The sequence below is a fragment of the Microterricola viridarii genome, from assembly GCF_001542775.1.
Taxonomy (GTDB): domain Bacteria; phylum Actinomycetota; class Actinomycetes; order Actinomycetales; family Microbacteriaceae; genus Microterricola; species Microterricola viridarii_A.
This window is the reverse complement of record NZ_CP014145.1, coordinates 941,751-953,813: the sequence shown is the minus strand read 5'-3', so window position 1 is coordinate 953,813 and position 12,063 is coordinate 941,751. Positions and strand designations below refer to the sequence as shown.

The following is a 12,063-nucleotide window of genomic DNA, read 5'->3' as shown; positions in this document are numbered from 1 at the left end:
CGGTTCAGGCACAGAAAAGGAGTCCGGATCACGTAGGTGATCCGGACTCCTTCATGGCGTATTAGGCGCCGGCCTTGAAGCGGGCGAAGCCCGTCACGTTCAGACCGGAGTCTTCGAGAACCTTCTTGACCTGGATCTTGCTGTCGCGAGCGTAGTCCTGCTCGAGCAGCGCAACCTGCTTGAAGAACGAGGTGAGGCGTCCTTCAACGATCTTGGGAAGCGCGGCATCCGGCTTTCCCTCGTTGCGGCTGATCTCGGTGACGATCTCGCGCTCCTTCTCGACGATGTCGGCCGGAACCTCATCGCGAGTCAGGTACTGCGGGTCGAACATCGCGATGTGCTGAGCGATCGCACGAGCGGTCTCGGCGTCGTCACCGCTGTAGGAGACGACAACACCGATCTGCGGCGGCAGGTCCTTGGAGGTGCGGTGCAGGTACACGGCAACGGCGTCACCGGTGAGGGCGGCGACGCGGCGCAGCTCCACCTTCTCGCCGAGCGTAGCGGCCTGCGAGTCGATCAGGTCGGCAACGGTGCCGCCGTCGACGGGGGCCGCGAGGCCCTCCTCGACGGTGCTGGCGCCGGCGGCTGCAACAGCCTCGAGCACCTTCTCGGACAGCGCGATGAACTTGTCGTTCTTGGCGACGAAGTCGGTCTCGCAGGCGAGCTCGATCATCGTGACGGCGCCGGCGCTCTCCTTGACGGCAACGAGGCCCTCGCTGGTGGAGCGGTCGGCACGCTTCGCGTTGCCCTTTGCACCCTTGAGACGCAGGATCTCGGTCGCCTTCGCGACGTCGCCCTCAGCCTCGACCAGAGCGTTCTTGGTGTCGGTCATGCCGGTACCAAGCTGCTCGCGCAGAGCCTTCAGGTCGGCAATGTTGAAGTTAGCCATACGTTCGGTCCTTACTTGGTCTCGGCGGCTGCGTCTTCCGCAGCAACCTCAGCGACGACAGCGGCAACTTCGCCCTCGACGAAGTCGGCCTCGACGGCGGCAAGCGCGACGTCGGCAACCTTCTCGGTCTCGGCGGAGGACTGCGCGGGGGCAACCTCATCGGCAGCAGCCTCGGAAGCCTGGAGAAGCTCGGCTTCCCAAGCGGCGAGAGGCTCAACCTCTGCACCCTCTTCGGGCTTCTGGTGGCGCTGGATCAGGCCCTCGGCGGCTGCGTCGGCGATGATGCGCGTGAGCAGGCCAACCGAGCGGATGGCGTCGTCGTTGCCCGGGATCGGGTACTGGACTTCGTCCGGGTCGCAGTTGGTGTCGAGGATGCCGATGACGGGGATGCCAAGCTTGCGCGCCTCGTCAATGGCGAGGTGCTCCTTCTTGGTGTCGACAACCCACAGAGCCGAAGGCGTCTTGGTGAGGTTGCGGATTCCGCCGAGCGACTTGTGAAGCTTGTCGAGCTCGCGCTTCTTGATCAGGAGTTCCTTCTTGGTGAAACCCTTGGTGGTGTCGTCGAAGTCGAGCTCCTCGAGCTCCTTCATACGAGCGAGGCGCTTGCTGACCGTCTGGAAGTTGGTGAGCAGACCGCCGAGCCAACGCTGGTTGACGTACGGCTGGCCGACGCGCTGAGCCTGCTCGGCGATGGAGCCCTGAGCCTGCTTCTTGGTGCCGACGAAGAGGATGGTGCCACCGTGGGCAACCGTCTCCTTGACGTAGTCGTAGGTGCGGTCGATGTAGGTCAGCGACTGCTGGAGGTCGATGATGTGGCTGCCCGAGCGCTCCGTCAGGATGAAGCGCTTCATCTTCGGGTTCCAACGGCGGGTCTGGTGCCCGAAGTGCACGCCGCTGTCGAGCAGCTGGCGAATGGTAACGACGGCCATGGTGGCGGTCTCCTTGTTCTCGGTTTCCGTGGCGACCGGTCGGCCACCACGCCTGGTGCCCAGCACACGACCGACCCGCTTCTCACGAAGTAAGGACCGAAGGGAAGTGTTGCCTGAAGGGCACGCGTAGTCAGTGCACAGCACTGCTCGGGAAAGTCTAACAGCATCGTTGCCTCCCCTGCACACCCGCGCTCCCCCGCCCCGTTGTGCACAGATCCCGGCGCCAGGCCCGCGGTCGGCGTCAGCCGCGGCAGGCTGGAACCATGTCGATCCGGGGAATCCGAGCACTGCCGCAGCCGCCATTCCTGGCATGCCTGCTTGTGCTGCAGCTACTGGCCGTGCTCGCGCTCGGCACGACCCATTCACCCGCCGCCGTGCAGCGACTGGGCCACTGGCAGTGGCCGGTCGCGGAGCCCCGCGTCGTGCTGCGCGGCTTCGTGGCCCCGCCGACGCGCTACTCCGCCGGTCATCGCGGTATCGACCTCGAGGCGAGGGCAGGCACGACCGTCGTCGCGCCGGCCGACGGCATCGTGGCGTTCTCTGGCCGCGTGGTGGACCGCCCCGTGCTCTCGATCCGGCATGACGGCGACCTGGTCAGCTCCTTTGAGCCGCTGGAGAGCGCCCTGGTGGCCGGTGACACGGTCGTGCGCGGCGAGGAGCTCGGCGTGGTCGCGGCCGGCGGGCACTGCGACGGTCGCTGCCTGCACTTCGGGGTGCGGCTGGGCGGCGAGTATGTGTCGCCGATGCTGCTGCTCGGCGGCATCCCGCGCGCCGTGCTGCTGCCGCTCGGCTGAGTGAGCTCGGCTGATGAGCGTGGCTGATTGCATTGGGCCGCGGGGTCAGGCGCGCGGGTGTGCCGTCCGGTAGCTCTCGCGCAGCCGCTCGGTCGAGACGTGTGTGTAGATCTGGGTGGTGCCGAGGCTGGCGTGCCCGAGCAACTCCTGCACGGCACGCAGGTCGGCGCCGCCGTCCAGCAGGTGGGTCGCGGCGGTGTGCCGGAGGGCGTGCGGCCCGGCGGGGCCGGAGCCGGGCAGTTCGGAGAGCAGCCGGGCCACGAGCGTGTGCACGGCCCTGGTGCCGAGACGCCCGCCGCGTGCACCGAGGAACAGCGCCTTGGGCGCCGGGGCGTCTCCGTCCGGCAGCAGCGCGGGGCGGCCGCGGCGCAGGTACTCGACGAGGGCCGACAGCGCGGGCACCCCGAACGGCACCACGCGCTCCTTGTTGCCCTTGCCGAGGGCCAGCACCGTGAGCCGCTCCAGGTCCAGGGCGTCCACGTCGAGGGCAACCAGCTCAGAGACGCGCAGCGCCGAGGCGTAGAGCAGTTCGATCAGCGCCAGATCGCGCAAAGCCACCGGCTCGCCCGCCGCCGCCCGCCCGGCGAGCCCACCCAGCATGTCGCTCATCTGCGTCTGCGCGACCACCCGCGGCAGGGCACGGCCGGGTTTCGGCGCGCGCAGCCGCAGACCCAGATCGTGCTCGACCCGGCCGGTGCGCGCGAGCCAGGCGGTGAAGCCGCGTGCGGAGGCGGCGCGGCGGGCCAGACTCGCCTTGGCCAGTCCCGCCTCTGTGCCAACCCAGAGCCAGTCGCGCAACAGCGCCAGGTCGATGTCGGCCAGCCCCGCCGCTGCCCGTTCCTCGGCGAAGCTCGCCAGGGAGCGCAGGTCTTGCCGGTAGGCGCGCTCGGTGTTGGGCGAGAAGCCCCGCTCCACCCGCAGGTACAGCGCGAACTCCTCGATTGCCCGGTCGAAGGGAGCACTCACGGCGCGGTGTCTGCTTTCCGGGAGAACAGCTCGAGGCGTGCCGGCGCGTCGAGGCCTTCCAGCTTGGACAGGAATCCGTCGCCGAAATGGGTCACGACGGGCGCCTCCACCAGCGGCACGACGGAGTGAACGACCTGGTCCGCGTAAACGTGAACCAGGTTCATCGATTGGCCGCCGTCCACACCGCGCAGCTGCCGGTCGGGGGCCGCGACATCCATCGAATAGCAGGTGGCCGCGGCGACAGAGACGGGGATGCCGGCGAACAGGCTGCTGCTGGAGTAGTGCAGGTGCCCGGCCAGGATGGCGCGGATGTCGCTGCCGGCGATCACGTCGGCGAGCGCCCGCTGGTCCTGCAGTTCGAGCACGGTCATCGCCGCCAGCGGGGTGGGGATCGGCGGGTGGTGCAGTGCGAGGATACTGCCGTGCGGCGCCGGCGTCGCCAGCACCTCGCGCAGCCAGTCCAGCTGCCCCGGCGTGATCTCGCCATGGTGGTAGCCGGGCACCGTGCTGTCCAGGGTGATGATGCGCAGCCCTCCGACGTGCTCCACCCGGTCGACCGGGGCCTCCATCGCGCCGGGCTCCACGGCGCCCGCCGGATCGGCGGCGCCGAGGAGCTCGCGGCGGAACACCGCGCGCTCGTCGTGGTTGCCCATCACCCAGACCAGTGTGGCGCCGAGCTCCTCGGCGACGGGTTCGACGAGGGCTCGTACCCTCCTGTACGCGCCCTCCTCGGCGATGTCGGCGATGTCGCCGGTGATCACGATCGCGTCCAGCGCCACCCCCATATCGCGGAGCCTGCGCATCGCGGCCGCGGCCGTGCGGTCAGTGTCGACCGTGCCGTAGAGCGGCCGGGCCAGCCCCGCCGCGTCGTCACCGAGGAAGTGGGTGTCGCTGAGGTGCGCGATCACGTACCGGGCGGGCGGGTACTGTCCCATCTGGATGCCGGTCATGCTCGCTCCTGCTCGTGTGATTGCTGGCTCGTGAATGCTGCAACGCAACCACCTTACGGCGCAGCCCAGACACGGCCGGGCGCACACACGGGATAGCTCAGCCGGGGTGCATTCAGGCCCGGCGTCCCCAGCCCCGGCGTGCTCAGCCCCGGCGTGCTCAGTCCCGGCGTGCTCAGACCCGGCGCAGCCAGCCGCGCTCGTCTTCGCGCGCCAGGCCATCGACAGCCAGCACGCCCAGCACAGCGATCACCGCGTTCGGCGACATTCCGGTGCGCACGGCCACATCGTTCACGTCGCGCGCGCTCCGCGTGCTGAGCGCGTCGAGCACGCGCACCTGCTCCGGGCTCGCCTCCCCGCCGCCCAGCCGGAGCCCCGGCGCCGTGGCGGCGCCGCCCGGTTCAAGCAGCTCGGCCATCTCGGCCGCGTTCGTGACGCAGCGGGCGTCGTAGTCCCGCAGCAGCCGGTGGCAGCCGGCCGAGGCCGGGCTCGTCACCGGTCCGGGCACCGCTCCGAGTGGGCGCCCTGCCGCCGCCGCGTGCCCCGCCGTGTTCAGCGAGCCGGAGCGGTGCCCGGCCTCCAGCACGACGGTGGCCTGGCTGGCGGTCGCGATCAGGCGATTGCGCTGCAGAAACCGCCAGCGCGTGGGAGCAGCGCCGCACGGCAGCTCGGAGAGCACCGCCCCGGTATCGACGATGCTGCCGAGCAGCGCGTCGTGCCCGCTCGGGTAGAAGCGGTCCAGTCCGCCGGCCAGGAAGGCGACGGTGACGCCGTTGCTGGCCAGTGCCGCCCGGTGCGCCATCCCGTCGATCCCGTACGCCGCACCGGAGACAATCGCGAAGCCGCGGTCGACGAGCCCGGCCGACGCCTCCATCGCCACGTGTTCGCCGTAGCCGGTGGCGGCGCGGGCACCCACCAGAGCCACGGAACGCCCCATCGCCGGCATCGACTCCGGCTGCCCCCGCCACCACAGCGCCAGCGGCGCGTGCACGCCCAGGTCATCGACTCCGCCCGGCCACTCGTCGTCGCCCGGAACGACCAGCCGACAGCCAATGCGGGCGGCGCTCTGCAGCGCTCGCACGGCGGCGGCCGAGTTGACCCGCGGGCGCCACCGCGCCAGGGCGTCGTGCATCTCACGGCCAAGTGCCGCGCGGCCGGCGCGGGCCGCAGGGTCCACCTCCGCGATGATGCGTTCGACCGGCCAGTGCCCGATCACGGCCGCCAGTGCTCTGCGCGCCCCCAGCGCGGTCACCAGCAACCCGGCCGCCCGGTCCCCCGGCTCGGCGATGCCCGTCCACGTCGCCCGGGCGAAGACCTCCGCCGGCTCCACGTCGGGTCGAACCCGGACGGGTCGCACGAGGGCAGCGATCTCCCGGTCGGATATTCCCAGTTCGGCGATCCCCCGTGCGGCGGACCCGCGCTCGTCGACTCCCGATTCGGACATGTCAGATCCCTCGTCTCAGATAGAGCGCCTGCGCGATGTGTTCGGCTCCCGGCATCGTCGCGCCCTCGATGTCAGCGATCGACCAGGCGACGCGCAGCACGCGGTCGTAGCCGCGCATCGTCACCCCGCCGCGTTCCAGCGCCCGGTCCAGCGCGGCCAGCGCCTGTGTGCCCGGACGACGCACCCGGGCACGCAGCCACTCGCCGGGAACCTCGTTGTTGAGCGCCCACGGTGTCGTGCTCAGCCGCTCGGCGGCACTCGCCCGCGCCTGCTCGACCAGCCTGCGGGCGGCGGCAGTCGTCAGCACCGTACCGCCGGGCTCCCCCGCACGCTGCTCGGCCATCGCCAGGTGTGTGGACGTCACCCGCTGCACCCGCAGCTGGATGTCGATACGGTCAAGCAACGGCCCGGAAAGCCGCGCCAGATAGCGCCGCCTGGCGTTCGGCGGGCAGGTGCAGTCGCCGCCCTCCACCCCGAACTGCCCGCAGGGGCAGGGGTTCGCGGCCAGCAGGAGTTGGAACCGGGCCGGGAAGTGCGCCACGGCATTGGCCCGATGGATGCTGATCACGCCGGACTCCAACGGCTGCCTCAACGCGTCGAGCACGGCCGTCTGAAATTCTGGGGCCTCGTCGAGGAACAGCACCCCGTGCCCCGCGCGCACGGCTGCGCCCGGCCGGATGACCGCGGAGCCGCCGCCGACCATCGCCGCCGCGGTTGCGGTGTGGTGCGGGCTCTCGATGGGCGGCCGGTTGCTGAGCGCACTGCCGACGCCGAGCCCGCTGAGTGAGCGGATGCTGCTGACCTCCAGCGCCGCCTGCTCGTCCAGGTCGGGCAGCAGCCCGGGCAGCCTGTCGGCGAGCATCGTCTTACCGGCTCCCGGCGGGCCGAGCAGGAACGCATGGTGGCCGCCGGCCGCTGCCACCTGCAGGGCGAACAGGGCGGCATCCTGCCCGACCACGTCGGCGATATCCGGTTCGTGCGCCGGACCGGCGGGTGCGGCGACGGTCGGGGCCGGCTCGATCGGTTCGATCGGGATCGGCTCAAAGTTGCCGCCGTGCCAGATCGCCGCATCGCGCAGCCCCGGCATGCCGAGCACCCGGATTCCGGGCACCAGCGCGGCCTCGGCCACGTTCGCGCTCGGCACCATCACGGTGTCGCATCCGGCGCGGCGGGCGGCGATCACCGCGGGCAGCACGCCGGCGACGGGCCGCAGCCGCCCATCCAGGGCGAGCTCGCCGATGTGCACCACCCGACCAACCGAGGCGCCACCCACGTCGCCGGCGGCCGCCAGGCAGGCCAGTGCGATGGCGAGGTCGAAGCCGCTGCCATGCTTGGGCAGGGACGCCGGTGAGAGGTTCACCGTGATCGCCATGGGCGAGAGCGGGATGCCCGCGTTTGCGGCGGCGGCCCGCACCCGGTGGGTCGCCTGCTGCAGCGCCGTGTCTGGCAGCCCGATCAGCACGATCTTCGGCAGCTGCGCCGAGATGTCTGCCTCCACCTCGACGATGGCGCCGCTCAGCCCGAGCAGCGCGACGGCCCTGGTGCGCCCGACGACCCTCACGCGTGCACGCCCTCGAGATGCTCGATCCGCGCCGGTCGGCCCGCTGGCGCGAGGATTCCGATGACGTCCAACCGCACGAGGCCGGTGATGCCGGGGTGGGCGGCGCACCAGAGGCGCGCGAGCACGTGCATCCGCCGCAGCTTGGCGGCAGTGATGGCCTCGAAGGGGTGCCCGAAGGCGTCGCTCGTGCGGGTCTTCACCTCGACGAAGACGAGTCGGCCATCCTGCGCGGCGACGATGTCGATCTCGCCGTGCTTACAGCGCCAGTTGCGCTCGAGCACGCGGTAGCCGGTGGACTCCAGGTAGCGCACGGCCTGCTGCTCGCCGAAACGACCGAGCCGCTGATTGCCTTGCCGACCGTGTGCAGCACCCTGTTCAGCCATCGTGCACCTCCGACACCCAGAGTGCCGGGGCGCGCAGGCGCGGAACGGAGAACATTGAACCCTGTGCAGATCAGGGCCGAGCGCGCCGTCTGTGCACAACAGGCACGGACGGCGAAGCCGGCAACGGAGCCGGGGTTACTCGTCGAGCGCGAGTTCCTTGGGAAGCTCGAACTCCTTGGTGGCGAGCTCCTCGATGTTGACGTCCTTGAACGTCAGCACGCGCACGGACTTCACGAAGCGGTCGGAACGGTAGACGTCCCACACCCAGACGTCCTTCATGGTCAGCTCGAAGTAGAAGTCGTGCTCCGTGTCGCGGCGCACCAGATCGACCTCGTTGGCCAGGTAGAAACGCCGTTCCGTCTCGACGACGTACTGGAACTGCGCCACGATGTCGCGGTACTCGCGGTAGAGGGCCAACTCGACCTCGCGGTCGTAGTCCTCGAATTCATCTTCATCCATGGTTCCTCAATCCTAGCCCGGCATTGCCGGCCCGGCTCGCGCCCGACGGCAGCTCTCAGCGCGGCTCGGTCTTGATCCACGACACCCGGTGCAGTTCTGTCGGGCCGTGCTCGGCGATCGCGCCCATGTGCGCGGGGCTGCCGTAGCCCTTGTTGCCGGCCCAGCCGAAGTGCGGGTGCTCCTCGTGGGCGGCGATCATCTGGTGGTCACGGTGCACCTTGGCGATGACGGATGCCGCGGCAACCGACGCGCAGTCACGGTCGGCCTTGATCCGAGTCTGCACCCGGAGCGGCGAGGCCAGGGCCGGGTTCAGCCAGTCCTGTGAGCCGTCGAGGAGCACCACGCTGGCGGCGATGTCCGCTCCCGCGGCGTGCAGCGCGAGCAGGGCCCGCTTACCGGCGAGGCCGAGGCAGGCGGTGATGCCGAGCGCGTCCACCTCTGCCGCGCTCGCCTCGCCGACGGCTGAGTAGAGCACCCAATCGGCGGCGAGCGGCGCGAGGGCCTCGCGGCGCTTCTCGCTGAGCAGCTTGGAGTCACGCAGGCCGTCAGGAAAGGCCCCGGCGCCGGCGTCAATGACGGCCATGCCGACGGACACCGGCCCGGCCATCGCGCCGCGGCCGACCTCGTCGCAGCCGATCACGTAGCGGATTCCGTTGGCGAAGAGCTCGTTCTCCACCTCCAGGGTGGGCAACTGCACGGCCATCTACTGCGTGCCGCTGCTCGGGGCGGTCGGCACGCCACCGAAGACGCCCGGGTAGTTGTCGAGCCATGTCCAGTGCGAGAGCGGCCAGCTGACCACGAACGCGCGCCCGACGACGTTGTCGATCGGCACGAAGCCCTTGCCCGGAGTGTCGCCGTTGTAGCGGGAGTCCTTGGAGTTGTAGCGGTTGTCGCCCATCACCCAGAGCGAGCCGGCCGGCACCGTCACCTCGAAGTCGTCACGGGAGACGCGGGTGTCGCCAACGGGCAATGTCACGTAGGGCGACTCGTCGAGCGGCACGCCGTTCACGCTCATCTGGCCGAGGGCATTGCAGCACGCGACGTGGTCGCCGGGCAGCCCGATGACGCGCTTGATGAGGTGGTCGTTGCTGTCGGGGGCGGAGAGCCCGACCAGGGAGAGCAGCCAGTCGACGCTGGCCACCAGCGGGTTCTGCTCGATCTGTGGTGCGGGGGCCAGCCAGCCGCCCGGATCGCGGAACACGACGACGTCGCCTCGCTCGACCGGCACGACGCCGGGAACGAGTTGGTTCACGATGATCCTGTCGTGCACCTGCAGGGTTTCCCGCATCGACTCCGAGGGGATGAAGAAGGAGCGGATCAGGAAGGTCTTCACAACGAAGGAGACCGCGATCGCGATGACGAAGATGATCAGCAGGTCACGCAGGAATAACAGGACTCCGCGCTGGCGCCGTGATCCGCGTGATGGCCTGCGTTCGCGGCGCAGTTCCTGGCCCGTGTCAGTCATCGCCGCCCGTTGTCGAAAGTGTGTCTGTCATTCACGAATTTTCTCCGTTAAGGCGCTTGAGCCCCCCGCCCAGTCTAGGGGTGGGGAGCTCAAGCCAAGATGTGCGTGACTTACGAGAAGTCGCGCTTCTCCTTGATCTTCGCCTTCTTGCCGCGGAGTTCCCGCAGGTAGTAGAGCTTGGCGCGACGCACGTCACCGCGGGTCACAACCTCGATCTTCTCGATGACCGGGGAGTGAACCGGGAAGGTACGCTCGACGCCGACCTGGAAGCTGATCTTGCGAACCGCGAAGGTTTCGCGGACACCGTCGCCGGAGCGGCCGATGACGACGCCCTGGAAGATCTGAACACGCGCGCGCGTGCCTTCGATGATGTTCACGTGCACCTTGACGGTGTCACCGGCGCGGAAGTCGGGGATGTCCGACTTGAGGGATGCTGCATCGACTGCGTCGAGGATCTGCATGATGTTCGCTCTCTGTGCCCGCATCCGGTCGAACACTGAAATAGGTTTCGGTAAAAGAATTGTGTTGCCGAGCATTCACGCCCGAGAGCGTGTCGCTGACTCCCCGGAGGCAGAGCCGTGTTGCAGCACAATCGTCAATTGTGGCATGCGCAGGGCACCCACGCCAAAACGCGGGCCGGATGCCGCAGGCCCCCTAGTCGCGCACCTCATGGATCACGATCACCTCAGGGTCGTCGCCGGGCTTCGGTCGGGGCCGCGGTGGCGTCTGCGGGGCGGGCCCCGCCCCGGGAATATAGGGGGCCGGCTGCTCGGGCGGACGGGCCGCCTGCTCGAAGGCGTCCATGGTGTCCTGCATGCTGCGCGCACCCTCTGTGACCAGCTCCCAGAGGGTCAGCCAGAAGCCGGCGATCGCGGCGAGGACCGCGAGCACGAGGAACCAGGTGGCCGCGTCGCCGAAGAAGCCGATGCCGATGATGGAGCCGTGCAGCACCACCAGCAGGGCCACGTCCTTCCACGACACCGCGCGGCTGCGCCGCACCGGCGGCCGGGCGAAGATGATGAGGGCGATCACCAGCAGGCCGATGAAGACGATGGGCGCCATGATCAGCAGCCCCAGGAATCCCCAGCCGCTGCCGCCGAATAGCCCCCAGCCGACGAACAGCCAGGCCGGCAGCACGAACACGGCGATGAACTGCCAGTAGTAGAACGCCCGGCGAATGAGGGCGGAAACGGTATTCACGTGCTCAGCGTAACGCCGCCAGGCTGGGCACGCGCCCCGCGTTCGCTGAGGGAGAATGGAATGACCAGAGAGAGGACGGCCCATGATTGAGCTGCGCACCCCGGCCGAGATCGAGCAGATGGCCCCGGCGGGCCGATTCGTGGCGAGCGTGCTCACCGCAACCGCCGCCGCCGCGAAGGTCGGCGTGAACCTGTTGACGCTGGACCGCCTCGCCCACGACATGATCCGCAAGGCCGGCGCCGAGAGCTGCTACATCGACTACCACCCGAGTTTCGGCGCGAGCCCGTTCGGCAAGGTCATCTGCACCTCGGTGAACGACGCCGTGCTGCACGGACTCCCCCACGACTACGCACTGCGCGACGGCGACCTGCTGAGCCTGGACTTCGCGGCATCCGTCAACGGCTGGGTCAGCGACTCCGCCCTGTCGATCGTGGTCGGCACGCCGCGCGAAGAGGACCTGGCCCTCATCGACACGACGACGCGCGCCCTGGCAGCCGGCATCGCCGCCGCGCAGCCCGGCAACAAGATCGGCGACATCTCTGCCGCCATCGCCGCCGTCGGCCACGGTGACGGTTACACCATCAACACCGACTTCGGCGGCCACGGCGTCGGCCGCACCATGCACGGCGACCCGCACGTGCCGAACGACGGCCGCCCGAACCGCGGCCTGCCGCTCCGCCCCGGCCTGGTCATCGCGATCGAGCCGTGGTTCCTGCACACCACCGATCGCATCGTGACGGATGCCGACGGCTGGACGCTGCGGAGCGCCGACGGGTCCCGCGGCGCCCACATGGAGCACACCGTCGCCATCACCGAGGACGGCCCGCGCGTCCTGACCGCACGCCACTGACGGCCCCGCCAGGCCAGTGGTCGCCGGTCCGGCGAGCAGGCCTCGCTGAGCAGGCCTCGCTGAGCAGGCCCCGCTGAGCGGGCCTCGCTGAGCAGGCCCCGCTGAGCGGGCCTCCCTGAGCACCCAGCCGTCGCGGCCCCCGAAAAGTCTCGCGGCCCCCGATATGTCGGGGGCCG

14 protein-coding genes are annotated in these 12,063 nt (G+C 69.8%); 2 read left to right on the top strand and 12 right to left on the bottom strand.

Annotated elements, in window-relative coordinates; translation table 11 throughout:
• Nucleotides 1-61: 61 nt before the first annotated feature.
• Nucleotides 62-889, bottom strand: a complete 828-nt coding sequence (tsf, locus tag AWU67_RS04270; protein ID WP_067226891.1) for a translation elongation factor Ts — start codon at nucleotides 887-889, stop codon at nucleotides 62-64.
• A gap of 11 nt (nucleotides 890-900) precedes the next feature.
• A complete protein-coding gene (gene rpsB / locus AWU67_RS04265) occupies nucleotides 901-1,818 on the bottom strand; it encodes a 30S ribosomal protein S2 (RefSeq protein WP_067226890.1) in 918 nt (305 codons plus the stop codon).
• A gap of 263 nt (nucleotides 1,819-2,081) precedes the next feature.
• Between rpsB and AWU67_RS04260 the strand changes: the two genes are divergently transcribed.
• A complete protein-coding gene (locus AWU67_RS04260; protein ID WP_067226889.1) occupies nucleotides 2,082-2,612 on the top strand; it encodes a M23 family metallopeptidase in 531 nt (176 codons plus the stop codon).
• Nucleotides 2,613-2,657: 45 nt separating this feature from the next.
• Here AWU67_RS04260 and AWU67_RS04255 read toward each other — a convergent pair whose 3' ends face one another.
• From AWU67_RS04255 to AWU67_RS04210, 10 genes are all read right to left on the bottom strand, one after another.
• The gene (locus tag AWU67_RS04255; protein ID WP_067226888.1) at nucleotides 2,658-3,578 is read right to left on the bottom strand and encodes a tyrosine recombinase XerC; all 921 of its coding nucleotides are present in this window, start codon (nucleotides 3,576-3,578) and stop codon (nucleotides 2,658-2,660) included.
• Nucleotides 3,575-4,528, bottom strand: coding sequence for a metallophosphoesterase (locus AWU67_RS04250; protein WP_067226887.1), 954 nt, complete (start codon nucleotides 4,526-4,528; stop codon nucleotides 3,575-3,577). Before AWU67_RS04250 ends, AWU67_RS04255 begins: the two co-directional genes overlap by 4 nt.
• Before the next feature lie 172 nt (nucleotides 4,529-4,700).
• Nucleotides 4,701-5,969: a DNA-processing protein DprA gene (gene dprA / locus AWU67_RS04245; RefSeq protein ID WP_082716766.1), complete on the bottom strand. Its 1,269-nt coding sequence runs from the start codon at nucleotides 5,967-5,969 to the stop codon at nucleotides 4,701-4,703.
• Between the two features lies 1 nt (nucleotide 5,970).
• Nucleotides 5,971-7,530: a YifB family Mg chelatase-like AAA ATPase gene (locus AWU67_RS04240; protein WP_067226886.1), complete on the bottom strand. Its 1,560-nt coding sequence runs from the start codon at nucleotides 7,528-7,530 to the stop codon at nucleotides 5,971-5,973.
• Entirely contained in the window at nucleotides 7,527-7,913 is a 387-nt protein-coding gene (locus AWU67_RS04235; protein ID WP_067226885.1) for a YraN family protein, read from the bottom strand. Before AWU67_RS04235 ends, AWU67_RS04240 begins: the two co-directional genes overlap by 4 nt.
• Nucleotides 7,914-8,048: 135 nt before the next feature.
• Nucleotides 8,049-8,372 carry a DUF2469 family protein gene (locus tag AWU67_RS04230; RefSeq protein ID WP_055833087.1) on the bottom strand — a complete coding sequence of 108 codons (324 nt, stop codon included), beginning with the start codon at nucleotides 8,370-8,372 and terminating at the stop codon, nucleotides 8,049-8,051.
• A 55-nt stretch (nucleotides 8,373-8,427) separates the two neighbouring features.
• Entirely contained in the window at nucleotides 8,428-9,075 is a 648-nt protein-coding gene (locus AWU67_RS04225) for a ribonuclease HII (protein ID WP_067226884.1), read from the bottom strand.
• Nucleotides 9,076-9,837 carry a signal peptidase I gene (lepB, locus tag AWU67_RS04220; protein WP_067226883.1) on the bottom strand — a complete coding sequence of 254 codons (762 nt, stop codon included), beginning with the start codon at nucleotides 9,835-9,837 and terminating at the stop codon, nucleotides 9,076-9,078.
• 110 nt (nucleotides 9,838-9,947) lie between these two features.
• On the bottom strand, nucleotides 9,948-10,298 hold the full coding sequence (gene rplS, locus AWU67_RS04215; protein ID WP_067232134.1) for a 50S ribosomal protein L19: 351 nt from the start codon (nucleotides 10,296-10,298) through the stop codon (nucleotides 9,948-9,950).
• A gap of 193 nt (nucleotides 10,299-10,491) precedes the next feature.
• On the bottom strand, nucleotides 10,492-11,037 hold the full coding sequence (locus AWU67_RS04210; RefSeq protein ID WP_199922341.1) for a hypothetical protein: 546 nt from the start codon (nucleotides 11,035-11,037) through the stop codon (nucleotides 10,492-10,494).
• 82 nt (nucleotides 11,038-11,119) lie between these two features.
• Here AWU67_RS04210 and map point away from each other — a divergent pair, with 82 nt between their 5' ends.
• Nucleotides 11,120-11,887, top strand: coding sequence for a type I methionyl aminopeptidase (map, locus tag AWU67_RS04205; protein WP_067226882.1), 768 nt, complete (start codon nucleotides 11,120-11,122; stop codon nucleotides 11,885-11,887).
• Nucleotides 11,888-12,063 lie beyond the last annotated feature (176 nt).

Coding starts and splice junctions, on each gene's coding strand:
- map (WP_067226882.1), top strand. CDS start 11,120: ATGATTGAGCTGCGCACCCCGGCCGAGATCGAGCAGATGGCCCCGGCG.
- AWU67_RS04260 (WP_067226889.1), top strand. CDS start 2,082: ATGTCGATCCGGGGAATCCGAGCACTGCCGCAGCCGCCATTCCTGGCA.
- tsf (WP_067226891.1), bottom strand. CDS start 889: ATGGCTAACTTCAACATTGCCGACCTGAAGGCTCTGCGCGAGCAGCTT.
- AWU67_RS04235 (WP_067226885.1), bottom strand. CDS start 7,913: ATGGCTGAACAGGGTGCTGCACACGGTCGGCAAGGCAATCAGCGGCTC.
- rplS (WP_067232134.1), bottom strand. CDS start 10,298: ATGCAGATCCTCGACGCAGTCGATGCAGCATCCCTCAAGTCGGACATC.
- AWU67_RS04225 (WP_067226884.1), bottom strand. CDS start 9,075: ATGGCCGTGCAGTTGCCCACCCTGGAGGTGGAGAACGAGCTCTTCGCC.
- dprA (WP_082716766.1), bottom strand. CDS start 5,969: ATGTCCGAATCGGGAGTCGACGAGCGCGGGTCCGCCGCACGGGGGATC.
- rpsB (WP_067226890.1), bottom strand. CDS start 1,818: ATGGCCGTCGTTACCATTCGCCAGCTGCTCGACAGCGGCGTGCACTTC.
- lepB (WP_067226883.1), bottom strand. CDS start 9,837: ATGACTGACACGGGCCAGGAACTGCGCCGCGAACGCAGGCCATCACGC.
- AWU67_RS04250 (WP_067226887.1), bottom strand. CDS start 4,528: ATGACCGGCATCCAGATGGGACAGTACCCGCCCGCCCGGTACGTGATC.
- AWU67_RS04230 (WP_055833087.1), bottom strand. CDS start 8,372: ATGGATGAAGATGAATTCGAGGACTACGACCGCGAGGTCGAGTTGGCC.